The sequence below is a fragment of the Streptomyces hyaluromycini genome, assembly GCF_002217755.1.
GTDB classification, from domain to species: domain Bacteria; phylum Actinomycetota; class Actinomycetes; order Streptomycetales; family Streptomycetaceae; genus Streptomyces; species Streptomyces hyaluromycini.
The window spans coordinates 347,944-373,602 of sequence record NZ_BCFL01000021.1; the positions used below are offsets into that span (position 1 = coordinate 347,944).

Annotated in this window: 23 protein-coding genes and 1 tRNA gene; 20 read left to right on the forward strand and 4 right to left on the reverse strand. The window is 70.5% G+C overall.

Annotated elements, in window-relative coordinates; all coding sequences use genetic code 11:
- Positions 1 to 77: 77 nt before the first annotated feature.
- From SSP29_RS25970 to SSP29_RS59960, 4 genes are all read left to right on the forward strand, one after another.
- Positions 78 to 2,813: an exo-rhamnogalacturonan lyase family protein gene (locus SSP29_RS25970; RefSeq protein ID WP_089103208.1), complete on the forward strand. Its 2,736-nt coding sequence runs from the start codon at positions 78 to 80 to the stop codon at positions 2,811 to 2,813.
- Between the two features lie 123 nt (positions 2,814 to 2,936).
- Positions 2,937 to 3,383 (forward strand): SRPBCC family protein, encoded by a 447-nt coding sequence (locus tag SSP29_RS25975; protein WP_089103209.1) that lies wholly within the window; start codon positions 2,937 to 2,939, stop codon positions 3,381 to 3,383.
- Positions 3,384 to 3,422: 39 nt separating this feature from the next.
- Positions 3,423 to 3,497: transfer RNA gene (locus SSP29_RS25980), tRNA-Val, on the forward strand.
- Positions 3,498 to 3,703: 206 nt separating this feature from the next.
- Positions 3,704 to 3,889 (forward strand): hypothetical protein, encoded by a 186-nt coding sequence (locus SSP29_RS59960; RefSeq protein ID WP_150134918.1) that lies wholly within the window; start codon positions 3,704 to 3,706, stop codon positions 3,887 to 3,889.
- A 57-nt stretch (positions 3,890 to 3,946) separates the two neighbouring features.
- Here the strand turns inward: SSP29_RS59960 and SSP29_RS25990 are convergent, their stop codons facing one another.
- Positions 3,947 to 4,672, reverse strand: coding sequence for a 3'-5' exonuclease (locus SSP29_RS25990; protein WP_089103210.1), 726 nt, complete (start codon positions 4,670 to 4,672; stop codon positions 3,947 to 3,949).
- A gap of 168 nt (positions 4,673 to 4,840) precedes the next feature.
- Between SSP29_RS25990 and SSP29_RS25995 the strand changes: the two genes are divergently transcribed.
- The 3 genes from SSP29_RS25995 to thrS all read left to right on the forward strand — a co-directional run bounded on the left by SSP29_RS25995 (position 4,841) and on the right by thrS (position 8,717).
- A complete protein-coding gene (locus tag SSP29_RS25995) occupies positions 4,841 to 5,407 on the forward strand; it encodes a DUF4365 domain-containing protein (RefSeq protein ID WP_089103211.1) in 567 nt (188 codons plus the stop codon).
- The gene (locus SSP29_RS26000) at positions 5,404 to 6,630 is read left to right on the forward strand and encodes a hypothetical protein (protein WP_089103212.1); all 1,227 of its coding nucleotides are present in this window, start codon (positions 5,404 to 5,406) and stop codon (positions 6,628 to 6,630) included. Before SSP29_RS25995 ends, SSP29_RS26000 begins: the two co-directional genes overlap by 4 nt.
- A 110-nt stretch (positions 6,631 to 6,740) precedes the next feature.
- Entirely contained in the window at positions 6,741 to 8,717 is a 1,977-nt protein-coding gene (gene thrS / locus SSP29_RS26005; RefSeq protein WP_089103213.1) for a threonine--tRNA ligase, read from the forward strand.
- Between the two features lie 85 nt (positions 8,718 to 8,802).
- On the opposite strand, the gene SSP29_RS26010 is transcribed toward thrS, so the two are convergent.
- Positions 8,803 to 9,474 carry a potassium channel family protein gene (locus SSP29_RS26010; RefSeq protein ID WP_089103214.1) on the reverse strand — a complete coding sequence of 224 codons (672 nt, stop codon included), beginning with the start codon at positions 9,472 to 9,474 and terminating at the stop codon, positions 8,803 to 8,805.
- 79 nt (positions 9,475 to 9,553) lie between these two features.
- Here SSP29_RS26010 and SSP29_RS26015 point away from each other — a divergent pair, with 79 nt between their 5' ends.
- The gene (locus SSP29_RS26015; RefSeq protein WP_245883206.1) at positions 9,554 to 10,105 is read left to right on the forward strand and encodes an HIT family protein; all 552 of its coding nucleotides are present in this window, start codon (positions 9,554 to 9,556) and stop codon (positions 10,103 to 10,105) included.
- Positions 10,106 to 10,219: 114 nt separating this feature from the next.
- On the opposite strand, the gene SSP29_RS26020 is transcribed toward SSP29_RS26015, so the two are convergent.
- Both SSP29_RS26020 and SSP29_RS26025 read right to left on the reverse strand, forming a co-directional pair.
- A complete protein-coding gene (locus SSP29_RS26020) occupies positions 10,220 to 11,863 on the reverse strand; it encodes an AbeC-like domain-containing protein (protein ID WP_089103216.1) in 1,644 nt (547 codons plus the stop codon).
- A 153-nt stretch (positions 11,864 to 12,016) separates the two neighbouring features.
- Positions 12,017 to 14,215 carry an elongation factor G-like protein EF-G2 gene (locus SSP29_RS26025; RefSeq protein ID WP_089103217.1) on the reverse strand — a complete coding sequence of 733 codons (2,199 nt, stop codon included), beginning with the start codon at positions 14,213 to 14,215 and terminating at the stop codon, positions 12,017 to 12,019.
- A gap of 280 nt (positions 14,216 to 14,495) precedes the next feature.
- Between SSP29_RS26025 and pgsA the strand changes: the two genes are divergently transcribed.
- The 12 genes from pgsA (at position 14,496) to secD (ending at position 25,656) form a co-directional block, all read left to right on the forward strand.
- Entirely contained in the window at positions 14,496 to 15,173 is a 678-nt protein-coding gene (gene pgsA / locus SSP29_RS56355; RefSeq protein ID WP_089103218.1) for a phosphatidylinositol phosphate synthase, read from the forward strand.
- The gene (locus tag SSP29_RS56360) at positions 15,170 to 16,078 is read left to right on the forward strand and encodes a phosphatidylinositol mannoside acyltransferase (RefSeq protein WP_089103219.1); all 909 of its coding nucleotides are present in this window, start codon (positions 15,170 to 15,172) and stop codon (positions 16,076 to 16,078) included. The genes pgsA and SSP29_RS56360 overlap by 4 nt, the downstream gene beginning before the upstream one ends.
- Positions 16,075 to 17,235 (forward strand): glycosyltransferase family 4 protein, encoded by a 1,161-nt coding sequence (locus tag SSP29_RS26040; RefSeq protein ID WP_089103220.1) that lies wholly within the window; start codon positions 16,075 to 16,077, stop codon positions 17,233 to 17,235. Before SSP29_RS56360 ends, SSP29_RS26040 begins: the two co-directional genes overlap by 4 nt.
- A gap of 152 nt (positions 17,236 to 17,387) precedes the next feature.
- Positions 17,388 to 17,939 carry a LemA family protein gene (locus SSP29_RS26045; RefSeq protein WP_089103221.1) on the forward strand — a complete coding sequence of 184 codons (552 nt, stop codon included), beginning with the start codon at positions 17,388 to 17,390 and terminating at the stop codon, positions 17,937 to 17,939.
- A gap of 104 nt (positions 17,940 to 18,043) precedes the next feature.
- A complete protein-coding gene (pdxS, locus tag SSP29_RS26050) occupies positions 18,044 to 18,949 on the forward strand; it encodes a pyridoxal 5'-phosphate synthase lyase subunit PdxS (RefSeq protein ID WP_089103222.1) in 906 nt (301 codons plus the stop codon).
- A gap of 6 nt (positions 18,950 to 18,955) precedes the next feature.
- On the forward strand, positions 18,956 to 19,561 hold the full coding sequence (pdxT, locus tag SSP29_RS26055) for a pyridoxal 5'-phosphate synthase glutaminase subunit PdxT (protein WP_089103223.1): 606 nt from the start codon (positions 18,956 to 18,958) through the stop codon (positions 19,559 to 19,561).
- A 52-nt stretch (positions 19,562 to 19,613) separates the two neighbouring features.
- A complete protein-coding gene (locus SSP29_RS26060) occupies positions 19,614 to 20,366 on the forward strand; it encodes a YebC/PmpR family DNA-binding transcriptional regulator (RefSeq protein WP_046726604.1) in 753 nt (250 codons plus the stop codon).
- Positions 20,367 to 20,518: 152 nt separating this feature from the next.
- Complete coding sequence (gene ruvC / locus SSP29_RS26065) at positions 20,519 to 21,058, forward strand: crossover junction endodeoxyribonuclease RuvC (protein ID WP_089103224.1); 540 nt, start codon at positions 20,519 to 20,521, stop codon at positions 21,056 to 21,058.
- Positions 21,055 to 21,660 carry a Holliday junction branch migration protein RuvA gene (gene ruvA / locus SSP29_RS26070; RefSeq protein ID WP_089103225.1) on the forward strand — a complete coding sequence of 202 codons (606 nt, stop codon included), beginning with the start codon at positions 21,055 to 21,057 and terminating at the stop codon, positions 21,658 to 21,660. The genes ruvC and ruvA overlap by 4 nt, the downstream gene beginning before the upstream one ends.
- Positions 21,661 to 21,687: 27 nt before the next feature.
- The gene (gene ruvB / locus SSP29_RS26075) at positions 21,688 to 22,761 is read left to right on the forward strand and encodes a Holliday junction branch migration DNA helicase RuvB (RefSeq protein WP_089103226.1); all 1,074 of its coding nucleotides are present in this window, start codon (positions 21,688 to 21,690) and stop codon (positions 22,759 to 22,761) included.
- A 390-nt stretch (positions 22,762 to 23,151) separates the two neighbouring features.
- The gene (yajC, locus tag SSP29_RS26080) at positions 23,152 to 23,688 is read left to right on the forward strand and encodes a preprotein translocase subunit YajC (RefSeq protein ID WP_089103227.1); all 537 of its coding nucleotides are present in this window, start codon (positions 23,152 to 23,154) and stop codon (positions 23,686 to 23,688) included.
- Positions 23,689 to 23,829: 141 nt separating this feature from the next.
- Positions 23,830 to 25,656 (forward strand): protein translocase subunit SecD, encoded by a 1,827-nt coding sequence (gene secD / locus SSP29_RS26085; RefSeq protein WP_150134923.1) that lies wholly within the window; start codon positions 23,830 to 23,832, stop codon positions 25,654 to 25,656.
- The last annotated feature ends 3 nt before the right edge of the window (positions 25,657 to 25,659 follow it).

A 25,659-nucleotide genomic window follows, 5' to 3' on the forward strand; every position in this document is an offset into this window, starting at 1 on the left:
CCCCCCTCTGTCATGCCCCTGACCATCGAAACCCCCTACGACCGCCCCTGCACCCGCACGGAAAGGAAAGGCGGACCATGTCTCCCATCCCCCGCAGGTCCCTCCTCAAGGCGGCCGCCGTCGCCGGCGCCGCCGCCCAGTTCAGCTGGGCCCTGGGCGCGAAGGACGCGCAGGCCGCGCCCGGTGCCGAGGCCGCCGACGCGGACCCGGTGACCCTGGACTGGCTGGAGGACGGCGGCCTCGGCGCCGCGCCCGGCTCGACCGTGGGCGTGCCCTGGCCGATGGGCGCGTTCCAGGAGGACCAGACCTTCGCGTTCACCGACGAGGACGGCAAGGACGTGCCCGTCCAGTCCTGGCCGATCGCCTACTGGCCGGACGGTTCCCTCAAGTGGACAGCCCACGCGGTGAGTTCGGGCAACGGCAAGCTCACCCTCGCGGCAGGCGATCCGGCCGCCGCTGCCCAGAAGGTCACCGTCGACAAGAGCGGCGGCACGATCGACGTGTCGACCGGCGTGCTCGCAGTGAAGATCGGCAAGAACGGCTCGACCATCGTCAAGTCCGTCACCCGGGGTTCGACGGAGATCGCCAGGAACGGGCGGCTCGTCCTCATCCGCCAGCCCGAGATCGAGGACGAGGACCAGGGCCAGGTCAGGACCGAGCGCTTCGACGGCGCGATCGACTCCGTCGCCGTCGAGCAGGAGGGCCCGGTCCGCGCGGTCGTCCGCATCGACGGCAAGCACCGCAGGGGAAGCCGGAGCTGGCTGCCGTTCTCGATCCGTCTCTACTTCTACGCGGGCGCCGACTCCTTCCGGATGGTCCACACGATCACCTACGACGGCACCCAGGAGCCGGGCAAGGCGAGCGGCGACTTCATCCGCGGGCTCGGCGTGCGCTTCAGCGTGCCGATGCGCGACGAGGCGTACGACCGGCACGTGCGGATCGGCGGTGAGGGAACCGGCCTGCTGCGGGAGGCCGTCCAGGGCGTCACGGGCCTGCGCCGCGACCCGGGCGCGGCCGTCCAGGCGGCCCAGTACGCCGGGCAGAAGCTGCCCGACCCCGCCACCTGGGACCAGCGCGTCACCACCCGCCTCCAGTACATCCCGCACTGGGGCGACTACACCCTCGCCCAGCTCTCCGCCGACGGCTTCACCCTGCGCAAGCGCACGAAGAAGGGGTACGGCTGGATCGCGGCCGGCGGCGGCAAGCGGGCCTCCGGCTTCGGTTACGTCGGCGGGGCGAGCGGCGGACTCTCCTTCGGCCTGCGGGACTTCTGGGAGAAGTTCCCGGCGCAGCTCGACATCCGCGACGCCCACACCGACACGGCCGAGGTCACCCTCTGGCTCTGGTCGCCCGAGGCCCAGCCGATGGACCTGCGCTTCTACCACGACGGCATGGGCCAGGACACCTACGCCGAACAGCTCGAAGGCCTCAACATCACCTACGAGGACTACGAGCCGGAGTTCGGCACCCCCTACGGCATCGCCCGCACCTCCGAACTCCTCTTCTGGGCCAACGAGTCGACCCCCTCGGCGGACGCCCTGGCCCGGCAGGTCGAGGCCGTGCGCACGTTGCCGCAGCTCACCGCCCCGCCCCGGCAGCTCATCAAGGCCAAGGTCTTCGGCCCCGGCCTCTACTCCGAGCCCGACCGCTCCACCGCCGCCAAGGCGAAGATCGAGGACCACCTCGACTTCCTCTTCACCTACTACAAGGACCAGGTGGAGCAACGCCGTTGGTACGGCTTCTGGGACTACGGCGACTTCATGCACACCTACGACACCGTGCGCCACCAGTGGCGGTACGACGTCGGCGGCTACGCCTGGGACAACTCCGAGCTCTCGCCCGACCTCTGGCTCTGGTACGCGTACCTCAGGAGCGGCCGTTCGGACATCTTCCGGTTCGCCGAGGCGCTCACCCGGCACACCGGCGAGGTCGACGTCTACCACATCGGCCAGTGGGCCGGCCTCGGCACCCGGCACGGCATCCAGCACTACGCGGACAGCGCCAAGCAGCAGCGCATCTCCAACACCACCTACCGGCGCTTCTACTACTTCCTCACCGCCGACGAGCGCATCGGCGACCTCATGGCCGCCAACGTCGACTCCGACGAGACCTTCCTCGTCCTCGACCCGCAGCGCAAGGTTCGCACCGACCCCTACACGCCCGACCGGCACGCCCTCTCCATCGGCTTCGGCACCGACTGGAGCGGCCTGGTGTCGGCCTGGCTGACCGAGTGGGAACGCAAGGGCCCCAAGTGGGAGAAGGCCAAGGCCCGCGTCCTGTCGACCATGGAGGGCATCGCCGCCCAGCCCAACGGCTTCGTCCAGGGCAGCGGCCTCTACGACCTCGACACCGGCAGATTCGCCACCGCCGCCACCCCGGTGGTCTCCGTCTCGCATCTCTCGGCGGTCTTCGGCCTCAACGAACTCTGCGCCGAACTCATCTACTTGACCGACATGCCGGCGTTCAACGAGGTGTACTTCGACTACTGCCGCTACTTCAACGCCACCAAGGCGGAACAGGCGGCACGCTACGGCTCCAACTTCGGCACCCTGCTGCTCTTCCAGGGCCACTCGCGCCTCGACGCGTACGCCGCCGTACAGACCGGCGACGCGACGCTCGCCAAGCGCGCGTGGACGAAGTTCTACAGTTCCGACGGCTACACCGAGTCCTCGCCGTGGAAGACCGAGCCGCTCTCCGGCCCCGTCACGCTCGTCGCGGGCGCCGAGGCCGGCTGGGTGTCCTCCAACGACACCGCGCTGTACGGGCTGGCCGCCATCGAGAACCTGGCCCTGCTCGGCGACACCATGCCCTGACAGAGAGGTGGGGGAGCGCCGTCGCACGGGCGGCGGCGCTCGTACCGCCGAGTGTGGTCCAGGTCACTTCGTACCGGCATGAGTACGCGTACTCAGATCCGCGGTCTGCGACAGACTGCGGCCATGGACTGGAACCACTACCGTTTCCGCAGCCTGTGGCCCCTCCCGGTACCGCTCACCACCGTGTACGAGGCGCTGCGGACGGTGGACGAGTACCCCCGCTGGTGGCCCCAGGTGCGCTCGGTGAACCAGCTGGACGACTCCGTCGCCGTCCTCACCATCCGGTCGTTCATCCCGTACGACCTCACGTTCACCGCACGCGAGGCGCGGCGCGATCCGGAGGCCGGCGTGCTGGAGATCTCGATGACCGGTGACATCGAGGGCTGGGCCCGGTGGACGATCACGTCGGACGGCACCGGTACCCTCGCCCGCTACGACCAGGTCGTCGACGTCAACAAGCCGCTGCTGCGACGACTGGCCCTGCTGGGGCGGCCGTTCTTCCGGCTCAACCACCGGCTGATGATGCGCTCCGGACGGCGCGGACTGCTCAGGCACCTCCAAGCGGTTTGAACGAAACCCGCCGGTACCTGTATCGTTCACTGCGTTCCCGGGCGATTAGCTCAGTGGGAGAGCGCTTCGTTCACACCGAAGAGGTCACTGGTTCGAACCCAGTATCGCCCACCACCGGGAAGGCCGGTCTGCTTCTGCAGACCGGCCTTTTTGCCGTTCCGCGGTCCGGCCGAACGGTGGACTCCGCGGCCCGCGTCCGGCTGCCTCCCGGATCAGGGCCGCGATCGAGGAGCACTGGCGGGCATCGGAACGCGGGGACGTCGAGACCGAGCACCCCGTCTACGCCGCCGACGCAATCCTGGACTACCCGCAGTCACGCGATGGTGTGGGTCAGTGAATGCGTCATCACCTACGACGGCGTGCCGTCGTACTCGGTGAGCATCATGGAATTCGCCGACCAGCACGTGGTGCACGAGACCCAGTACTTCGCCGGCTCTTTCGGCGCTCCGGCACGGCGGCTCGCGCTCGCGGAGCCGATGCCGGGACGGACCATCACGAGAGCCTGATCGGAGGCCTGATCGGAGGCCTGACCGGAGGGGGCGCCGGTCGCGGCGCCCCCTCCGTCACGCAGCCGTCGGCAGTTCCGGCCGCAGCGGCCAGTCCGTGCTCACCGTCTCCGGCGTGCCGCTGCGGGTGAACCACGCCTGCAGGCCACGGGCCTGCGCCGCGTGCCAGGTCGTCTGCAACGTGTGCAGCTCGGCCGGGGTCAGGCGCTCCAGGCGGGTCGCGAAACGGCGGCCCAGCGCCCGTACGAGCTCCAGGGACGCGAGCGCGTCCGCGCCCGCGTCGTGCGCGCCCTCAAGGGTGACCTCGTAGTGCGCGCACAGGTCGGTCAGGGTCCGGCGGCCCTTGCGGTAGCGGTCCAGATGCTTGTCCAGGACCCGGGGGTCGAGGACGAGCAGGGGGCTCGCCTCGAACCAGCGGTCCAGCGAGGACGCCCGATGACGGCGCAACTCGCGGTCCAGCAGGGTCAGATCGAACGGCGCGTTCATCACCACCAGTGGGCGGTGCATCGCCGCGTGCTCGGCCAGTTCCTCGGCTATCTCATGCACCACCGGCGCCGGCCAACGGCCGTTGCGCTGCAGGTGTTCGTCCGTCAGCCCGTGCACCGCCGTCGCCGCTTCCGGCACCGGCACGCCCGGGTTGACCAGCCAGCGGGTCACCCGGGGCCGGGTGCCCGGGGCGTCCTGGACGACGACCGCGGCGGACACGATGCGGTCGGTCTCCACGTCCACGCCCGTGGTCTCCGTGTCGAAGGCCGCCAGGGGCCCCTCGTACCAGCACGTCATGCCAATACAACTCCTCGTTCACCCTCGGCAGATGACGTACCGTCTTCTGCCCGTTTGGTGATACCCGGGCCGTTTGCGACGTACGCCGGAAGGACACAACAGGAGTGCGGGTCTTTGCAGTTCAGCGGCCCGTCACGGGGAAACTCTTGGCTGGGAAGGCTGTTGGTCATGGCGATAGCGCAGCCCGAGCGGGGCGGGCTGCTGCCCGAACGCACGGGCCCCCATCGCGGCACACTCGCGACCACCGCCTGCATGGAGACATTGCAGGTGGGCTATCTGCATGCCGTCGCGGCGGCGGCCGGCTGCTCGCTGTCGCAGCCATTCCCGGACAACGGCATCGACTGGCACGTCAGCCACGGCTCGCCCGGTCACACCGTCGATGACGAGGTGACGATAAAGGTGCAGCTCAAGTGCACCTACCAGATCGCACCGAACCCGCCGGGACGTTTCTTCTCCTTCACGCTGGACAACGACCACCTGCGCAAGCTCGCCCGCACACCGGTGTCGGTGCACAAGATCCTGGTGGTGATGCTGGTACCGCGCTCCCAGGACGACTGGTTGCGCGCCAGCCACGATCGGCTCGATCTGCGCCACTGCTGCTACTGGGTCAACCTGGCAGGGCATCCGATCACCGGCCGGAACCGGACCACCGTGCGGATTCCGACCTCGCGCATCTTCGACGACCGGGCGCTCTGCGAGATCATGACGCGGGTCGGGACGGGAGGACGACCATGAGGCACCGTCCGTACGAGGAGCAGCTGCGGGAAGTCCGGCCGCATCCGGTGGACCCCCACTGGAACCATCCTCCCGAGCCCACCGAGGTCGACCCCGCGGTGCTCGGCGCCCTGCTGCGCCGGCACGGCTGGCAGCGGCGCGGGGGAGCCCCGGGGCGCTACGGCCGCTGGACCCCACCAGGGCCGGGCAATACCGGTACCAGCCTGCTGGTACCCGAGAGCCGCGCCTTCCCGGACAGTGACGATCTGCTCGGGGAGGCGCTCACGGCTCTCATGCGCAGCGGTACGCCCGCCGCGCGCGAGGTGCTGGTCGGGCTCGCCGTACCCAGCGACGAGATCCGCTGGTGGCGTGATGTGCCGAGCGGGCCGGCGGACGCCGCGTCCTGGACGGTCGAGGAGCAGTTGCGCACCGCCGCCCGGCAGACCCTGCTGGCAGGCGCGCTCGCCACACGCGCGCGTGCCGGTTACTACGGCGCCCGGCACCGGCGCCCGGCCGCCGCCATGCTGGAGTCCGTCCTCGTCGGCTCGGCGGACAGCGGGCGCGGCCTGACCGCCTTCGTGCCCGTCGGCACCGGCCGGCCCCTCGCCGTACGCCTGCACCAGGCCCTGTACGCCGCCCGTGAGGCCATCGACTACCAGCGGGCCACCGGCGGCATGGACGCCTTCGACGGCGCCGTCGAGGCCGGTGTGAGCCGGGAACTGACCGACGCCCTCGTCACCCTCGTGCGCGGCACGGAAGGCGCCCGCATCTCCGTCGAGTGGGCGCCGGGCGCCGGGGTCCCCGACGACTGCGCGGCCACCACCGAGCCGGTCGAGTTCTCGCCCGGCGACCTGCCCGTGCTGCGCGAGGCCGGCGCCCGCTACCTGCGCGACGAACCCTCCGTCGCGGTCCGGGTCACCGGCACCGTGGTCCGGATGCGCCGCTCCGAGCCGCGCGGCGAGGGCGCGGTACGGCTGCGGGTGATCGCCGGGGCCGAGGTGCCGTACGTCAGGGTCACCCTCGACGAGGAGGACTACCGGATCGCCGGGCAGGCCCACCTCGTCGGTCTCCCGGTGCGGGTGCACGGGCGGCTGGAGAGCCGGGGCGGCTTCCGGCGGCTGTCCGGCGCCTACGGGGTCGCGCCGGTCCAGGTGGAGGAGGCCGAGCGGGACCGGCTGATGAAGTCGCTCCAGGAGAACCTCGACTTCTTCGAGGAGGCGTGCACCGGGGACGACTGCGACTGACCGGGGACTGTCGGTAACCGTTTCGCGGACGGAGGCCAGGGGTCGGTACGATCCCCTATTGCGCGCGCTCCTGGTATGGCGCCGCATCCACCTTCAGTCAGGAGAGACCGGTGTCAGACGTCCGTGTGATCATCCAACGCGATTCCGAGCGGGACGAGCGCGTGGTGACGACGGGCACTACGGCCGCCGAGCTCTTCGCCGGCGAGCGCTCGATCATCGCCGCCCGGGTGGCCGGTGAGCTCAAGGACCTCGCGTACGAGGTGAAGGACGGCGAGACCGTCGAGGGCGTCGAGATCTCCTCCGAGGACGGTCTCAACATCCTGCGCCATTCCACCGCGCACGTCATGGCCCAGGCCGTCCAGGAGCTCTTCCCCGAGGCCAAGCTGGGCATCGGCCCGCCGGTCAAGGACGGTTTCTACTACGACTTCGACGTCGAGAAGCCCTTCCACCCCGATGACCTCAAGGCCATCGAGAAGAAGATGCAGGAGATCCAGAAGCGCGGGCAGAAGTTCTCCCGTCGTGTCGTCACCGACGAGGCCGCCCGCGAGGAGCTGGCGAACGAGCCGTACAAGCTGGAGCTGATCGGTCTCAAGGGTTCGGCGTCGCACGACGACGGCGCGGACGTCGAGGTCGGCGCGGGTGAGCTGACGATCTACGACAACCTGGACGCCAAGACCGGCGAGCTGTGCTGGAAGGACCTCTGCCGTGGTCCCCACCTGCCGTCGACCCGTCTGATCCCGGCGTTCAAGCTGATGCGCAACGCGGCCGCCTACTGGCGCGGCAGCGAGAAGAACCCGATGCTCCAGCGCATCTACGGCACCGCCTGGCCGTCCAAGGACGAGCTGAAGGAGTACCTGGACTTCCTCGCCGAGGCCGAGAAGCGCGACCACCGCAAGCTGGGCAGCGAGCTGGACCTGTTCTCCATCCCGGAGCAGATCGGCTCCGGCCTCGCCGTCTTCCACCCCAAGGGCGGCGTCGTCCGCCGGGTGATGGAGGACTACTCGCGCCGCCGGCACGAGGAGGAGGGCTACGAGTTCGTCTACACCCCGCACGCCACGAAGGGGAAGCTCTTCGAGACGTCCGGGCACCTGGACTGGTACGCCGACGGCATGTACCCGCCTATGCAGCTCGACGAGGGCGTGGACTACTACCTCAAGCCCATGAACTGCCCGATGCACAACCTGATCTTCGACGCGCGCGGCCGGTCCTACCGTGAACTGCCGTTGCGCCTCTTCGAGTTCGGGACCGTGTACCGGTACGAGAAGTCGGGTGTCGTGCACGGCCTCACCCGGGCCCGCGGCTTCACCCAGGACGACGCGCACATCTACTGCACCAAGGAGCAGATGGCGGAGGAGCTCGACAAGACGCTCACCTTCGTCCTGAACCTGCTGCGCGACTACGGTCTGACCGACTTCTACCTGGAGCTCTCCACCAAGGACCCGGAGAAGTTCGTCGGCTCCGACGAGGTCTGGGAGGAGGCGACCGAGACGCTCCGCGCGGTCGCCGAGAAGCAGGGCCTCCCGCTCGTCCCCGACCCGGGCGGTGCCGCCTTCTACGGCCCGAAGATCTCCGTGCAGACCAAGGACGCCATCGGCCGTACCTGGCAGATGTCGACCGTCCAGCTCGACTTCAACCTGCCCGAGCGCTTCGACCTGGAGTACACCTCCGCCGACGGCTCCAAGCAGCGCCCGGTGATGATCCACCGCGCCCTGTTCGGCTCCATCGAGCGGTTCTTCGCGGTGCTCCTGGAGCACTACGCGGGCGCCTTCCCGGCGTGGCTGGCGCCGGTCCAGGCGGTGGGCATCCCGATCGGGGACGGGCACGTCGAGTACCTGCAGAAGTTCGCCGCCGAGGCGAAGAAGAAGGGCCTGCGGGTCGAGGTGGACGCGTCCTCGGACCGGATGCAGAAGAAGATCAGGACCGCGCAGAAGCAGAAGGTGCCTTTCATGATCATCGTCGGCGACGACGACATGAACGCGGGCACGGTGTCGTTCCGCTACCGCGACGGTTCGCAGGAGAACGGCATTCCGCGTGACGAAGCGATCGCGAAGATCGTTGATGTGGTGGAGCGCCGCGTACAGGTGTGACGGGTCCCCGCTGACGCGGGGGTGATCCGAAGATTCGCAAGGCCCGGACGCACAAGGTGCCCTGCTCCCCGCCACTGCGGGGGTTTCAGGCCCCCGGGGAATCCCCCGGGGGCCTTCTCTCGTCCTCGTTCAGCGCGAACCGCTGCAGCATCCAGGACGAGAACGACCCGGTGACCGTGCCCAGCAGTGCCAGACCGCAGGCCATGAGCCCCGCGGCGATGAACCGCCCCAGGGTGGTCACCGGGACGTAGTCGCCGTAACCGACCGTGGAGAGGGTCGAGCAGGTCCACCAGAGGGAGTCGCCGAAGGTGCGGATGTTGGCGTTCGGGGCCGAGCGTTCGGCCTGGTAGACGGCGAGGGCGCCGGAGAAGCCGAGCAGTGAGATCGACAGCGCCGAGTAGGCCGCCACGCGCGCGTGCAGCGCCAGCCGGGGCTCCCCGCGCCGGCGCTGGATCGACTCGTAGGTCCGCACGACCTGCACCGGCCGCAGCAGTGGCAGCACCAGGACGACCGTGTCCAGCCAGTGCCGCCGTACGAACCGCGGGCCCTCGCCGCTGAGCCGCCAGCGCACCGCGTAGTCGACGGCGAACATCGCCCAGGCCGTGTACATCAGCGACAGGAACAAGGCGTGCGCGGCCTTCGGCATCCCGGGCGCCAGCACGTGCGCCGCGTACGAGCCGAGGAAGACCAGCGACGCGATGCCCAGCGTCAGGTCGGTCCTGCGGTCCCAGCGGTTCAGCCGGCTGTCGTCGTCCATCCGCCCAGCTTCGCCGCCGATCGCTTTGCCCTGGCCCCGGCGACACGCCGCGAACGGGCGAAGCCATATGCTGCGTAGCATGACGAGTGAGCCCGAGCAGCAGATCGGAGTGGGGACGCAGGACGCGTTCCAGCGCCTGTGGACACCCCACCGGATGGCCTACATCCAGGGTGAGAACAAGCCGACCGGTCCGGGGGCCGACGACGGCTGTCCCTTCTGCTCGATCCCGGCCAAGTCCGACGAGGACGGGCTGATCGTCCGGCGCGGCGAGCACGTCTACGCGGTGCTCAATCTCTACCCGTACAACGGCGGCCACCTGATGACGGTCCCGTACCGCCATGTTGCCGACTACACGGACCTGACCGGCCCGGAGACGGTCGAACTGGCCGAGCTGACCAAGCAGGCGATGACCGCGCTGCGCACGGCGTCCGGCGCCCACGGCTTCAACATCGGCATGAACCAGGGTTCCGTGGCGGGCGCCGGCATCGCGGCCCACCTGCACCAGCACATCGTCCCGCGCTGGGGCGGCGACACGAACTTCATGCCCGTGGTGGGCCACACCCGGGTACTGCCGCAGCTGCTGGCGGACACGCGGAAGATGCTGGCCGAGGCCTGGCCGACGTCACATTGAGCAGCCCGTCCGGCGATTGAGGACGAGGCCGTCCAGGCCGAAGCGGGGGTCCGGGGGCGGCAGCCCCCAGGGGCTGGTGCCCGCCCCGCCCACTTCGGCCGAACCGCCGGAGGCTCACGCGTCGTACGTGTCGGCCTTCTTCGGTGAGGCCTCCTGGACCGACCCGCTGAGCGCTCCCGCCCGCGCGTTGAACTTGTCCATGTTGACGTCGTGCTCCTTGAGCACGGTGAACGCGGCCCGGTGCACCGCCCGGAGCACCGGTGTGGCCGCGCGCAGCGCGTCGTCCGCCATGAAGCGGTGCTTCCACGGCTGGTCGGCCCAGGCGTGCCGGAGGCCGAACGGCTCGGGCAGGCCTATGGAACCGCCGAGCCACTTCAGCAGCGGCGGATACCAGCTGATCATCGCCCGCGCGGCCAGCCGGACCACCTCGTCCGGGGTGACCAGGGGCAGCTTGACGGTCCGGGTCTCCCAGAACCGGACGGTCTTGGCGACCGTCTTGGTGGGCGCCTCGGGCTTGCCGCTGAAGAAGCCGTTGACCGGGCCGAGGGCGTGTCCGGTGACCTCGATCCGCAGGGTCTCCTTCAGCACGGTCACGGTGGCCATCATCGTGATGATCAGGCCGCCGTCCCACAGGTACGGCCACTGCACGCCCAGGTAGTGGCGTTCGCCCTTGTCGAAGTGGTTGCTGTTGCAGATCCGCTCGACGTCGGCGGGTCCCACCTTGTAGTCGGTCCCCTCGGGCCTGGACACGGCCTTGGCGCCCTCTCCGACATGGGTGACGATCCAGTGCTTGACCTGCGGTTCCGGGAAGCCGCCGGTCTTCAGGTGCTGCCGGTGCAGCACGCTCAGCTCCTTCTCGATCTCCCGGACGACCGTCCAGGCGCGGAACTCGTGGATGCCCTTGACCGGATCGAGCGGGACCAGCTCCTCCGCGAGGTGCCAGGAGCCCCAGCGGGTGCCCATGCCGAGTATGCCCTTGGGGCCGGCGTAGAAGACCGAGTTGGACTGCTGCTCGGCGCTGAGCCGGGCCAGCGACTGGCGCAGCTGCTCGGCCGCGGCCTGGTCGGGGCTGGTCGGCACCGCCTCGGGGACCTTCGCGCCGACGCTGCCGCCGGACAGCAGGCCGTCCCAGGCCTCGCGCAGGTCCCTCGCGGTGCGCTCGCAGAGCCGCTTGGCCAGGTACCAGCCGGCGACGGGGAGGACGATGCAGCCGCGTGCGTACCATCCCCAGAAGCCGTTGAGCGGCATCCGGATCAGGAAGATCACCGCGACGACGCCGACGGCGGCCAGCAGGGCGCTGCCGAGCCCGGAGACCCGCTTGTTGTCGGCCTTCAGCATGGTCGCCCGGAGCTGGAAGACCAGCAGCCAGACCAGCAGCCCCGGCAGGAACAGCACGCCGCACAGGAACATGACGGCGGTCAGCCGCTGGTCGCGTTCCTTGCGGATGCGGTTGGCCGCGAGGCAGTGCTCCACGACCACCTGCGGTTCGCTGCCGAAGGACTGGATGAGCGGCTTGCGGCCGACGCCCAGCATGCGGTCGATGACCGCCTGGGAGTAGGCCTCACCGAAGTTGGGCCGGAATATCTTCGCCCACTTGCGGCCCTCGCTGACCGTGGACTGGTGCCACTCGTTGTCGGCCTTCTTGATCTCCTCCATCGGTGTGTCCCGGTAGGCCGCCGAGGCCAGGGCGTAGGTCGGTGCCTGCGCCTCGCCGCCCGGCCTGGGCACCTGTGGCCCGAAGAAGTCCTCGAAGCTCATTCCCGCCCCCACTTGCCGCCGTCCCGCTTCTGCGGCCTTCCCGACTTCCGTACTCCGCACACCTGTTGATCAAGTACTCAGAGTATCCCCAGCCACTGACAGGCGTTCGGCGGACGGCCGAAGCCGCCCGCCGAACACTCCCTGTGACCCCAATCAGGAGGCGTCGTCGGCCTGTTCGCGAATCTTCTCGGCGATCTGCGGCGGCATCGGCTCGTGGCGCGCGTAGGAGCGGCTGAACCGGGCCGTGCCGTGCGAGAGGGAGCGCAGGTCGACCGCGTACCGCCCGATCTCGAACTCCGGTACCTCGGCCTTGACGAGGGTGCGTCCGCCGCTGGTCTGCTCGGTGCCGAGCACCCGGCCGCGCCGCCCGGACAGGTCGCTCATCACCGCGCCCACGTAGTCGTCGCCGACCAGCACGGACACCTCGGCCACCGGTTCCAGGAGATGGATCTTCGCGTCCGCCGCGGCTTCCCGCAGGGCCAGCGCGCCCGCCGTCTGGAAGGCGGCGTCGGAGGAGTCCACCGAGTGCGCCTTGCCGTCGAGCAGCGTGACCCGCACGTCCACCAGCTGGTAGCCGGCGGCGACGCCCTTGACGGCCTGGGCCCTGATGCCCTTCTCGACCGACGGGATGAACTGCCGGGGCACCGCGCCGCCGACCACCTTGTCGACGAACTCGATGCCGGAGCCGCCGGGCAGGGGTTCCACCTCGATCTCGCAGATCGCGAACTGCCCGTGCCCGCCGGACTGCTTGACGTGCCGGCCGCGCCCGGCGGACTTGCCGGCGAACGTCTCCCGGAGGGACACCTTGTGCGGTACGACGTCGACCTGGACGCCGTACCGGCTGCGCAGCCGCTCCAGGGCGACGTCCGCGTGCGCCTCCCCGAGGCACCACAGCACCACCTGGTGGGTGTCCTGGTTCTGTTCGAGCCGCATGGTCGGGTCCTCGGCGACAAGGCGGGACAGGCCCTGGGAGAGCTTGTCCTCGTCCGCCTTGCTGTGCGCCTCGATGGCGAGCGGCAGCAGCGGGTCGGGCATCTCCCACGGCTCCATGAGCAGCGGGTCGTCCTTGCCGGAGAGGGTGTCCCCGGTCTCGGCGCGGCCGAGTTTCGCCACGCACGCGAGGTCACCGGCGATGACGTGCGTGACCGGCCGCTGCTGTTTGCCGAACGGCGTGGACAGGGCGCCGATCTTCTCATCGACGTCGTGGTCCTCGTGGCCGCGGTCGGCGAGCCCGTGACCGGAGACATGGACCGTCTCGTCGGGGTGCAGGGTGCCGGAGAACACCCGGACCAGCGAGACGCGGCCGACGTACGGGTCGGAGGCGGTCTTCACCACCTCGGCGACCAGCGGTCCGCCGGTGTCGCACGGCTTGATGTCGCGCGGGGTGCCGTCGATGGTGATGACTCCGGGCGTGGGGTGCTCGAACGGCGTCGGGAAGCCGCCGGTGACCAGTTCCAGGAGCTCGACCGTGCCGAGGCCCTGGCGGGCGCCGTCGACGGCCGGGGCGGCGGCCAGGACGGGGAAGAAGGCCCCGCGTGCCACGGCCCGCTCCAGGTCCTCGACCAGCGTCTTGAGGTCGATCTGCTCGCCGCCCAGATAGCGGTCCATGAGGGTCTCGTCCTCGCTCTCCGAGATGATCCCCTCGATGAGCCGGTTGCGGGCGTCCTCGATGCCCGGCAGCTGGTCGGGCCCTGGCTCGGACTCCTTGCGCTCCCCGGTGGAGTAGTCGAACAGCTTCTGCGTGAGCAGCCCGACAAGACCGGTCACGGGCGCGTGCCCGTCCGGACCCTGCGACCCGTACAGCGGCAGGTAGAGGGGGAGCACGGCGTCGGGGTCGTCGGCGCCGAACGCCTCGGCGCACACCCGGGTCATCTCCGTGAAGTCCGCGCGGGCGGCCTCCAGGTGTGTGACGACGATCGCCCGGGGCATCCCGACGGCCGCGCACTCCTCCCACACCATCCGGGTCGAGCCGTCCACCCCGTCCGAGGCCGAGACGACGAAGAGGGCCGCGTCCGCGGCGCGCAGACCGGCCCTCAGCTCTCCGACGAAGTCGGCGTATCCCGGGGTGTCCAGGATGTTGATCTTGAATCCGTTCCATTCGACCGGTACCAGCGACAGCTGTACGGAGCGCTGCTGCCGGTGCTCGATGTCGTCGTAGTCCGAGACGGTTCCGCCGTCCTCCACCCGGCCCGCCCGGTTCACCGCTCCCGCGGTCAGCGCGAGAGCCTCCACCAATGTGGTCTTGCCCGATCCGGAGTGGCCGACCAGCACCACATTCCGTACAGACGCGGGGTGGTCGGCCGCCATTGCCCTGCCGGCGGCTCCGGGGTGTTCCTTGACCTTGTCGCCCATGGTTTTGCCTCCCGTGCACGGTGAGGTCTCTGTGGGCGCGGGCGAGCATGGCGGGCCGCGTGCGGTGGCGGCTCCGATGACGCCCGCGGTTATTCGAGCTTTCCACTCCCGTCACGGTGCGTCCATACGAAGGACGTGATCGTGCCCGCGGGACCCTTCCGGCGCGGCGGCCGGACCCGACTGAGAGTGCCCACCCGTCGCACACACGCGCGCGTGACTACGATGGGCCAGCCGGGGTGGCCAGCAGGGGCCGCACGGCGCAACGACCGTCGGGAAGGCCATGCTGAACAAGTACGCGCGTGCATTCTTCACGCGTGTCCTCACACCGTTCGCCGCGTTTCTCATCCGCCGGGGCGTGAGCCCGGACACGGTCACGCTCCTCGGCACGGCCGGAGTGGTCGCGGGCGCGCTGGTCTTCTTCCCCCGGGGCGAGTTCTTCTGGGGCACGATCGTGATCACGCTGTTCGTGTTCTCGGACCTGGTGGACGGCAACATGGCCCGCCAGCTGGGCCGCACCAGCCGCTGGGGGGCGTTCCTCGACTCCACCCTGGACCGGGTCGCCGACGGCGCGATCTTCGGCGGCTTCGCCCTCTGGTACGCGGGCAACGGGAACAACAACGTCCTGTGCGCCGTCTCCATCTTCTGCCTGGCCAGCGGCCAGGTGGTGTCGTACACCAAGGCGCGCGGCGAGTCGATCGGGCTGCCGGTGGCCGTCAACGGTCTCGTGGAGCGTGCCGAACGGCTGGTGATCTCGCTGGTGGCGGCCGGTCTGGCCGGCTTCCACAAGTTCGGTGTCCCGGGCATCCAGATCCTGCTCCCGATCGCCCTGTGGGTCGTCGCCGTGGGCAGCCTGGTCACCCTGATCCAGCGGGTCGTCACGGTCCGCCGGGAGTCCGCCGAGGCGGAGGCCGCGGCCGAGCGGGAGAATGCCTCCCACGGGAGCGAGGCCGCGCAGTGACCGCCGCCGACCGGCTCACCGACGTTCTGTACGGTCTCGGCTGGAGCACCGTCAAGAAGCTTCCCGAGCCGGTCGCCGTGCGCCTGGGGTACTCCATCGCGGACCTCGCCTGGAAACAGCGCGGCAAGGGCGTCCAGCGGCTCGAATCGAACTACGCGCGCGTGCGGCCCGACGCGAGCCCCGAGCGGCTGCGCGAGCTCTCCCGCGCGGGCATGCGCTCGTACCTGCGCTACTGGATGGAGTCCTTCCGGCTGCCGTCCTGGAGCGAGGAGCGGATCCGCACCGGCTTCGTTCCCAAGGACGTCCACCACCTCACCGACGGCCTCGCCTCCGACCGCGGTGTGATCCTCGCGCTGCCGCACCTGGCCAACTGGGACCTGGCCGGCGCCTGGGTCACCACCGAGCTGAAGACCCCGTTCACCACGGTCGCCGAGCGGCTCAGGCCCGAGACGCTGTACGACCGCTTCGTCGCCTACCGCGAGGGCCTCGGCATGGAGGTCCTCCCGCACAGCGGCGGCACCGCCTTCGGCACCCTGGCCCGCAGGCTGCGCGAGGGCGGCCTGATCTGCCTGGTCGCCGACCGCGACCTGTCCGCCTCCGGCATCGAGGTCGGCTTCTTCGGCGACACCGCGCGGATGCCCGCCGGACCAGCCCTGCTGGCCCAGCAGACCGGCGCGATACTCCTGCCCGTGACGCTCTGGTACGACGACACCCCCGTCATGAAGGGCCGTGTCCACGCCCCGATCGAGGTACCCGAGTCAGGTGACAAGGCCGCGAAGACGTCTGTCATGACACAGGCGCTGGCCGACGCCTTCGCCACCGGCATCGCCGACCATCCGGAGGACTGGCACATGCTGCAGCGCTTGTGGCTCGCCGACCTGGACCCCGCGAAGGGACCGTCGTGAGGATCGGCATCGTCTGCCCCTACTCCTGGGACGTCCCGGGTGGCGTCCAGTTCCACATCCGCGACCTCGCCGAGTACTTCATCCGGCTCGGCCACGACGTCTCCGTCCTGGCCCCCGCCGACGACGACACCCCGCTGCCGCCCTACGTCGTCTCGGCCGGCCGCGCGGTCCCGGTGCCCTACAACGGCTCGGTGGCCCGCCTCAACTTCGGCTTCCTGTCCGCCGCGCGGGTGCGCCGCTGGCTGCACGACGGCGCGTTCGACGTGGTCCACATCCACGAGCCGACCTCCCCGTCCCTCGGCCTGCTGACCTGCTGGGCGGCCCAGGGCCCGATGGTGGCGACCTTCCACACCTCCAACCCGCGATCCCGCGCGATGATCGCCGCCTACTCGATCCTCCAGGCCGCCCTGGAGAAGATCAGCGCCCGGATCGCGGTCAGCGAGTACGCCCGCCGCACCCTGGTGGAGCACCTCGGCGGAGACGCCGTCGTGATCCCCAACGGCGTCGACGTCGACTTCTTCGCCAAGGCCGAGCCGCGGCCCGAGTGGCAGGGCGACACGATCGGCTTCATCGGCCGCATCGACGAGCCCCGCAAGGGCCTCCCGGTGCTGATGAGGGCCCTCCCCAAGATCCTCGCGGCCCGCCCGCAGACCCGGCTCCTGGTGGCCGGCCGGGGTGACGAAGAGGCCGCGGTCGAGTCCCTCCCCGCCGAGGTGCGTTCTCGCGTCGAGTTCCTCGGCATGGTCAGCGACGAGGACAAGGCCCGCTTCCTGCGCAGCCTCGACCTGTACGTCGCGCCCAACACCGGGGGCGAGAGCTTCGGAATAATCCTGGTGGAAGCCCTGTCCGCTGGCGCTCCCGTCCTCGCCTCCGACCTCGACGCCTTCGTCCAGGTCCTGGACCAGGGGGCGGCGGGCGAGCTCTTCGCCAACGAGGACGCGGACGCGCTGGCGGAAGCGGCGGTACGGCTCCTGGAGGACCCGGAGCGCCGGGCCGGGCTCCGCGCACGCGGCAGCGTGCACGTACGGCGTTTCGACTGGTCCACCGTGGGCGCGGACATCCTGTCCGTCTACGAGACGGTGACGGCGGGCGCAGCGGCGGTGGCCGCGGACGAGCGGTCGGGGCTGCGGGCGAGGTTCGGGCTGGCGCGGGACTGAGCGCTTCGCTGGGAGAGCCGTGATGATGCGTCGTCGTTCGGCTGTGGCGCCGTCGTGGCTGGTCGCGCCCACGCGGCGGTAGCCGCATATCGGATACGGCCCCGCGCCCCTGGCGGGGCGCTGTGGCGGGCGCTTCCTATAGCGTTCCGCCCGTGACCGCAACGCTCGTCTGGACCCTCTGGATTCTCGCCGCCCTCGTGGTGATCGGCCTCTACCTGAGCTGGACCGCCGGCCGGCTGGACCGGCTGCACGCCCGGATCGACGCCGCCCGGGCCGCGCTCGACGCCCAGTTGCTGCGGCGCGCCTCCGTGGCTCAGGAGCTGGCGACCTCGGGTGTGCTGGATCCGGCCTCCTCGATCGTGCTGTACGAGGCCGCGCACGCCGCCCGGCAGGCCGAGGAGGAGCAGCGGGAGGTCGCCGAGAGCGAGCTGAGCCAGGCCCTGCGTGCGGTCTTCGAGGATCCGCAGCAGGTCGAGGAGGTCCGGGAGGCCCCCGGCGGTGATGCCGCCGCGAGCGAGCTGGCCGAGGCCGTACGCCGGGTCCCGATGGCCCGCCGCTTCCACAACGACGCCGTCGGCTCGGCCCGCCGGCTGCGCGAGCACCGCAAGGTCCGCTGGTTCCGGCTGGCCGGACACGCCGCCTTCCCGCTGGCCTTCGAGATGGACGACGAACCGCCCGCCGCGCTGGTCGAGCGCACGGCCTGAACGGAAAACGATCCACCGCCTTCCCATTGGCCCTTGCTGTGGACTGGTCCACTCGCGTTTCCTCGGTGTCTGCAGAAACCCTCTTTCGACGAGTGAGGTCACCCGTGTCCACCATTGAGAACCAGACCCCCGAGACCGGCACCGCCCGCGTGAAGCGCGGCATGGCCGAGCAGCTCAAGGGCGGCGTGATCATGGACGTCGTCACGCCGGAGCAGGCGAAGATCGCCGAGGACGCGGGCGCCGTCGCCGTCATGGCCCTGGAGCGGGTCCCGGCCGACATCCGCAAGGACGGCGGCGTGGCCCGGATGTCCGACCCGGACATGATCGAGGGCATCATCGAGGCCGTGTCGATCCCGGTGATGGCCAAGTCCCGGATCGGCCACTTCGTCGAGGCCCAGGTCCTGCAGTCGCTCGGCGTCGACTACATCGACGAGTCCGAGGTCCTCACCCCGGCCGACGAGGTCAACCACTCCGACAAGTGGGCCTTCACCACCCCCTTCGTCTGCGGTGCCACCAACCTCGGTGAGGCCCTGCGCCGGATCGCCGAGGGCGCGGCCATGATCCGCTCCAAGGGCGAGGCCGGCACCGGCAACGTCGTCGAGGCCGTCCGCCACCTGCGCCAGATCAAGGCCGAGATCGCCAAGCTGCGCGGCTGCGACAACAACGAGCTGTACGCCGCCGCCAAGGAGCTGCGCGCCCCCTACGAGCTGGTCAGGGAGGTCGCCGAGCTCGGCAAGCTCCCCGTGGTGCTGTTCTCCGCCGGTGGCGTCGCCACCCCGGCCGACGCGGCCCTGATGCGCCAGCTCGGCGCCGAGGGCGTCTTCGTCGGCTCCGGCATCTTCAAGTCCGGCGACCCGGCCAAGCGCGCCGCCGCCATCGTCAAGGCGACCACCTTCTACGACGACCCGAAGATCATCGCGGACGCGTCCCGCAACCTCGGCGAGGCCATGGTCGGCATCAACTGCGACACCCTCCCCGAGGCCGAGCGCTACGCCAACCGCGGCTGGTAATCACCCATGACCGACGCACCTGTCATAGGCGTCCTGGCCCTCCAGGGCGACGTACGGGAGCACCTCATCGCCCTGGCCGCGGCCGACGCCGTGGCCAGGCCGGTCAGGCGCCCCGAGGAACTCGCCGAGGTGGACGGCCTCGTCATCCCCGGCGGCGAGTCCACCACCATCTCCAAGCTGGCCGTCCTGTTCGGCGTGATGGAGCCCCTCCGCGCGCGCGTGCACGCCGGAATGCCCGTCTACGGCACCTGCGCCGGCATGATCATGCTCGCCGACAAGATCCTCGACCCGCGCTCGGGCCAGGAGACCGTCGGCGGCATCGACATGATCGTCCGGCGCAACGCCTTCGGGCGGCAGAACGAGTCGTTCGAGGCGGCGGTCGACGTACGCGGCATCGACGGCGATCCTGTAGAGGGCGTCTTCATCCGCGCCCCCTGGGTCGAGTCCGTAGGCGCCGGGGCCGAGGTGCTCGCCGAGCACGACGGCCACATCGTCGCGGTCCGCCAGGGCAACGCGCTCGCCACGTCGTTCCACCCGGAACTGACCGGCGACCACCGCGTGCACTCCCTGTTCGTCGACATGGTGCACGCGAAGCGGGCGACCGAGTCCTAGTAGGATCTCTGGCGTTCGTTGTTCGGATGGGTTACGCGAAGGAGACAGGCAGATGTCCGGCCACTCTAAATGGGCTACGACGAAGCACAAGAAGGCCGTGATCGACGCCAAGCGCGGCAAGCTCTTCGCGAAGCTGATTAAGAACATCGAGGTCGCGGCCCGTATGGGCGGCGTCGACATCGAGGGCAACCCGACTCTGTACGACGCCATCCAGAAGGCCAAGAAGCAGTCGGTCCCGAACAAGAACATCGACTCCGCGGTCAAGCGCGGCGGCGGTCTCGAGGCCGGTGGCGCCGACTACGAGACGATCATGTACGAGGGCTACGGCCCGAACGGCGTCGCGGTGCTCATCGAGTGCCTCACCGACAACCGCAACCGCGCCGCCTCCGACGTGCGCGTCGCCATGACCCGCAACGGCGGCTCCATGGCCGACCCGGGCTCGGTGTCGTACCTCTTCAACCGCAAGGGCGTCGTGATCGTGCCCAAGGGCGAGCTGTCCGAGGACGACGTCCTGGGTGCCGTCCTGGACGCGGGCGCCGAGGAGGTCAACGACCTGGGCGAGTCCTTCGAGGTGCTCAGCGAGGCCACCGACCTGGTCGCGGTCCGCAGCGCGCTCCAGGACTCCGGGATCGACTACGACTCCGCCGAGGCCAACTTCGTCCCGACCATGCAGGTCGAGCTGGACGAGGAGGGCGCCAAGAAGATCTTCAAGCTGATCGACGCCCTGGAGGACAGCGACGACGTGCAGAACGTCTTCGCCAACTTCGACGTGAGCGACGAGGTCATGGAGAAGGTCGACGCGTAACGCCGCCGCGGGCTGAGCCGACCGAGCGGGCCGACGGGACACACCCGTCGGCCCGTCGTCATGTCGGCCGTTGTCGGTGGCACCCGCTAGCCTGCACAAACTGGGGGCACCTCCCAGCGATAGCTGGGGGAGACCGAAGGGAGGGGGGCGCGGTGCGCGTACTGGGGGTGGATCCCGGGCTGACCCGGTGTGGTGTCGGTGTCGTCGAGGGCGTTGCCGGGCGGCCGCTCACCATGGTCGGCGTGGGGGTCGTACGGACGCCGGCGGACGCCGAGCTGGGTCATCGCCTTGTCGCCATCGAGCAGGGCATCGAGCAGTGGCTGGACGAGCACCGGCCCGAATTCGTCGCCGTGGAACGGGTGTTCAGTCAGCACAACGTGCGGACCGTGATGGGCACCGCCCAGGCCAGCGCCGTCGCCATGCTGTGCGCCGCCCGCCGGGGCATCCCCGTCGCCCTGCACACCCCCAGCGAGGTCAAGGCCGCCGTCACCGGCTCCGGACGCGCCGACAAGGCCCAGGTCGGCGCCATGGTCACCCGGCTGCTCAGACTGAGCGCCCCGCCCAAGCCCGCCGACGCGGCCGACGCCCTCGCGCTCGCCATCTGCCACATCTGGCGCGCCCCCGCGCAGAACCGACTCCAGCAGGCCGTCGCCCTGCACGCAGCCAACGCAACGAAAGGCCGTACGGCATGATCGCCTTCGTCAGCGGCCCGGTCGCCGCCCTCGCCCCGGACTCCGCGGTCGTCGAGGTGGGCGGGATCGGCATCGCCGTCCAGTGCACCCCCAACACCCTGTCCGGGCTGCGCATGGGCCAGCAGGCCAGACTCGCCACCTCGCTGGTCGTACGCGAGGACTCGCTCACGCTCTACGGCTTCGCGGACGACGACGAGCGCCAGGTCTTCGAGCTCCTGCAGACGGCGAGCGGCGTCGGCCCGCGTCTCGCCCAGGCGATGCTCGCCGTGCACAGCCCGGACGCGCTGCGCCGCGCGGTCGCCACGGGTGACGAGAAGGCGCTCGTCACCGTCCCCGGGATCGGCAAGAAGGGCGCGCAGAAGCTGCTCATCGAGCTCAAGGACCGGCTCGGCGAGCCGGTCGGCGCTCCCGCGGTCGGCGCGCCGATCAGCCAGGGCTGGCGCGATCAGCTGCACGCCGCCCTGATCGGGCTCGGCTACGCGACCCGGGAAGCCGACGAGGCCGTCGCCGCCGTCGCCCCGCAGGCCGAGACCGCCGGGGGCCCGCCCCAGGTCGGCCAGCTGCTCAAGGCGGCCCTGCAGACCCTCAACCGCGCCCGCTGACCCCACCACCGCTGAGGCACATCACTTATGAACTGGGACGACACGACCGATACCGGCGCCGACGCGGAGCGGCTGGTGGGCGCCGTCGCCGACCGTGAGGACCAGGCCGTCGAGGCCGCCCTGCGCCCCAAGGACCTGGGCGAGTTCATCGGCCAGGAGAAGGTCCGCGAGCAGCTCGACCTGGTGCTGCGCGCCGCACGCGCGCGTGGCGCCACCGCCGACCACGTGCTGCTCTCCGGCGCCCCCGGCCTGGGCAAGACCACCCTCTCCATGATCATCGCGGCCGAGATGGGCGCCCCGATCCGCATCACCTCGGGCCCCGCCATCCAGCACGCAGGCGACCTGGCCGCGATCCTCTCCTCCCTCCAGGAGGGCGAGGTGCTCTTCCTCGACGAGATCCACCGCATGTCGCGCCCCGCCGAGGAGATGCTGTACATGGCGATGGAGGACTTCCGCGTCGACGTCATCGTCGGCAAGGGACCGGGCGCGACCGCCATCCCCCTCGAACTGCCGCCGTTCACCCTGGTCGGCGCCACCACGCGCGCGGGCCTGCTGCCGCCCCCGCTGCGCGACCGCTTCGGCTTCACCGCGCACATGGAGTTCTACGAGCCGCGCGAGCTGGAGCGGGTCGTGCACCGCTCGGCGAATCTGCTGGACGTCGAGATCGAGCCGGCCGGCGCCGCCGAGATCGCCGGCCGCTCACGCGGTACGCCCCGTATCGCCAACCGGCTGCTGCGCCGCGTCCGCGACTATGCGCAGGTCAAGGCCGACGGGCTGATCACTCCCGAGATCGCGCACGCGGCCCTGGCCGTCTACGAGGTGGACGAGCGCGGCCTCGACCGGCTCGACCGCGCGGTCCTGCAGGCCCTGCTCAAGCTGTTCGGCGGCGGTCCGGTCGGCCTGTCGACGCTCGCGGTGGCGGTGGGGGAGGAGCGGGAGACGGTCGAGGAGGTCGCCGAGCCCTTCCTGGTCCGCGAGGGCCTGCTGGCCCGCACCCCGCGCGGCCGCGTCGCCACCCCCGCCGCCTGGGCCCATCTGGGCCTGACCGCCCCGCGCGGCGCGGCGGGCGGAACCGGCCAGCAGGACCTGTTCGGCACCTGACACCGGCGCGGCGGCGGTTCGTCGGCGGACCGGACGTTCTCCGGGCTCCCGGCCCGCGGGCATCCGGGCCCGAACCCCGCACAGGTCCGGCGCCCGGGTCGTTGCCGACGGGAACGTACAGCGCCCGCCGTATGCTGGGACCGGCCCCGGATTCGCCCGGTCCCGGCCCGGACACTCCGTCGTCCGTCGACCAGACCCCGGCCCCAGACGTGATCGCTTCGTGACGGCGGGGCATTGGCGGGCCCAGGAACCCAGGTGCCATGCTGAGCGTTGTTCCATGCGCGCGGACTCGCTTAGACTCCGCCGATGCCGCCTTTGCGGGCGGCGCCGACCACACCCCCATCATCCAGGCCGCTCACCGCCGCGGCTGCGCGAAGGAAATTCCGTCCCGTGAATAGCTTGCCTCTTCTCGTGTTCATCGTCCTCATCGCGGCCATGTTCCTGATGACGCGTTCCACCCGGAAGCGCCAGCAGCAGGCCACGCAGATGCGGAACGAGATCCAGCCCGGCAACGGGGTCCGCACCATCGGGGGCATGTACGCGACGGTCAAGGAAGTGAACGAGGACACGGTCCTCCTCGACGCCGGCCCGGGCGTCGACCTCCTCTTCGCGAAGAACGCGATCGGCGCCATCCTCACGGACGACGAGTACAACCGCATCGTGCACGGCGTCGAGCACGACCTGAAGTCCGACGCCGACGTCGTCCCGGACGACGCCTCCTCCCTCACCGAGACCGACGACGAGTCCGCCGACGCTGCCGCCGCCTCCGACGACAAGGCCGTCGACCTCGGGAAGAAGGACGCCGCCGAGGACAAGACGGAAGACGCCGAGGACAAGGCCGACGGGCCGGCCGAGGAGGCCGTGACCGCCGAGGCGAAGGCTGACGAAGAGCCGAAGAAGACCGACGGCGACTCCGACGCGAAGTAGCCGTGACCCGGGGAGCGGTGCGCGCGTCCCACGCGCACCCCGCACCCCGGGCGCGTCTGTTTCCCGCACGGGATCCCGACACCATGTGATGGCCGACCGCACCGACCAGGCGCGCGGCGGCCCGAGAGGGAGTACGAGAAGGTGGCAGCACCTAAGAGGGGCCGGAGCGCGAGTGCCCAGAGCAAGCCAGGGCGCTCGCTGGCCCTCATCCTGATCGCCATCGTGGCGCTCACCGGCGGAATGTTCGCCTCCGGAAACACCACTCCGCGTCTCGGTATCGACCTGGCCGGTGGTACGAGCATCACGCTGCAGGCGCAGAACGAGCCGGGCCAGCCCAACGCGATCAACAAGACCAACATGAACACCGCGGTCGAGATCATGAACCGCCGTGTCAACGGTCTCGGCGTGTCCGAAACGGAGGTTCAGACCCAGGGCACCAGCAACATCATCGTCAACATCCCCAAGGGCACGAACTCCGCAGAGGCCCGCCAGCAGGTCGGCACCACCGCCAAGCTGTACTTCCGTCCGGTCCTGGCCCAGGAGGTCAGCGCCGGTGCCGCGGCGAGCGCTTCCCCGAGCGCGTCCGCCAGCGGCAGCTCCAGCGCCTCCCCGAGCGCCTCCCCGTCGAGCAGCGCGTCGTCGTCCGAGAAGGCGACCGGGTCGTCCTCCGCCTCGCCGTCGTCCTCGGCCTCGCCGTCGTCCTCGGCCACCTCGCAGGGCCGCGCCGTCACCGAAGCCCTGAAGGCCGGCTCCACGCCGTCGTCCTCGGCGTCCGCCTCCTCGTCGGCGAGCCCCTCCGCCACCTCCTCGGCCGACGCGAGCGCTTCTGCCAGCGCCTCTGCCGCGGCCTCGAAGCTGGAGGCCGAGTACACCGCGCTGGACTGCTCCAAGGCCACCCAGCGTGCCACCGCCGGCAAGACCGCGAAGCCGGCCGACGCCACCGTGGCCTGCGGCCAGATCTCCGGCGTCTGGTACAAGTACGTGCTCGGCCCGGCCCGTGTCGACGGCACCGATGTCAAGAAGGCCCAGGCCGTCTACGACACGCAGACCGCCTCCGGCTGGCAGGTCCAGATGACCTTCACCGGCGGCGGAGCCAAGAAGTTCGCGGACGTCACCGCCGAGCTCGCCAAGAACGCCTCCCAGCCGACGAACGAGTTCGGCATCGTCCTCGACGGCGAGGTCGTCTCCAGCCCGACCGTGAGCCAGTCGATCACCGGCGGCCAAGCGGAGATCTCCGGCAGCTTCACCCAGCAGGAGGCCCAGAGCCTCGCCAACGTGCTGTCGTACGGCGCGCTCCCGCTCTCCTTCAAGACGCAGAGCGTCACCACCGTCACCGCCGCCCTCGGCGGCGAGCAGCTGCACGCCGGTCTGCTGGCCGGTGCCATCGGTCTCGCGCTCGTCATCATCTACCTGGTGGCCTTCTACCGCGGTCTGTCGCTCGTCGCGATCCCCTCGCTGCTGGTGTCCGCGGTCCTCACCTACGCGATCATGTCGCTGCTCGGCCCGACGATCCACTTCGCGCTCAACCTGCCGGCCGTCTGCGGTGCGATCGTCGCGATCGGCATCACGGCGGACTCGTTCATCGTGTTCTTCGAACGCATCCGGGACGAGATCCGCGAGGGCCGCACGCTGCGCCCCGCCGTCGAGCGGGCCTGGCCGCGCGCCCGGCGCACCATCCTGGTCTCCGACTTCGTGTCGTTCCTGGCCGCCGCCGTGCTGTTCATCGTGACCGTCGGCAAGGTGCAGGGCTTCGCGTTCACCCTCGGTCTGACCACCGTGCTGGACGTGGTCGTCGTCTTCTTCTTCACCAAGCCGCTGATGACGCTCCTCGCCCGGCGTAAGTTCTTCGCCAGCGGCCACAAGTGGTCCGGGCTCGACCCGAAGGGCCTGGGCGCCAAGGCGCCGCTGCGCCGCACCCGCCGTCCCGCCGGCCCCGTCGCCGGTCCCGTCGACCCGAAGGAAGCGTGAGCG

Bases quoted from the DNA above. Each gene is read 5' to 3' on its own strand.
- ruvA (WP_089103225.1), top strand. From the start codon at position 21,055: ATGATCGCCTTCGTCAGCGGCCCGGTCGCCGCCCTCGCCCCGGACTCC.
- SSP29_RS26015 (WP_245883206.1), top strand. From the start codon at position 9,554: ATGACGAGTGAGCCCGAGCAGCAGATCGGAGTGGGGACGCAGGACGCG.
- ruvB (WP_089103226.1), top strand. From the start codon at position 21,688: ATGAACTGGGACGACACGACCGATACCGGCGCCGACGCGGAGCGGCTG.
- SSP29_RS26000 (WP_089103212.1), top strand. From the start codon at position 5,404: ATGAGGCACCGTCCGTACGAGGAGCAGCTGCGGGAAGTCCGGCCGCAT.
- SSP29_RS26020 (WP_089103216.1), bottom strand. From the start codon at position 11,863: ATGAGCTTCGAGGACTTCTTCGGGCCACAGGTGCCCAGGCCGGGCGGC.
- SSP29_RS25970 (WP_089103208.1), top strand. From the start codon at position 78: ATGTCTCCCATCCCCCGCAGGTCCCTCCTCAAGGCGGCCGCCGTCGCC.
- SSP29_RS25995 (WP_089103211.1), top strand. From the start codon at position 4,841: ATGGCGATAGCGCAGCCCGAGCGGGGCGGGCTGCTGCCCGAACGCACG.
- pgsA (WP_089103218.1), top strand. From the start codon at position 14,496: ATGCTGAACAAGTACGCGCGTGCATTCTTCACGCGTGTCCTCACACCG.
- SSP29_RS26060 (WP_046726604.1), top strand. From the start codon at position 19,614: ATGTCCGGCCACTCTAAATGGGCTACGACGAAGCACAAGAAGGCCGTG.
- pdxT (WP_089103223.1), top strand. From the start codon at position 18,956: ATGACCGACGCACCTGTCATAGGCGTCCTGGCCCTCCAGGGCGACGTA.
- SSP29_RS26025 (WP_089103217.1), bottom strand. From the start codon at position 14,215: ATGGGCGACAAGGTCAAGGAACACCCCGGAGCCGCCGGCAGGGCAATG.
- SSP29_RS59960 (WP_150134918.1), top strand. From the start codon at position 3,704: ATGGTGTGGGTCAGTGAATGCGTCATCACCTACGACGGCGTGCCGTCG.
- SSP29_RS25990 (WP_089103210.1), bottom strand. From the start codon at position 4,672: ATGACGTGCTGGTACGAGGGGCCCCTGGCGGCCTTCGACACGGAGACC.
- SSP29_RS25975 (WP_089103209.1), top strand. From the start codon at position 2,937: ATGGACTGGAACCACTACCGTTTCCGCAGCCTGTGGCCCCTCCCGGTA.
- SSP29_RS26010 (WP_089103214.1), bottom strand. From the start codon at position 9,474: ATGGACGACGACAGCCGGCTGAACCGCTGGGACCGCAGGACCGACCTG.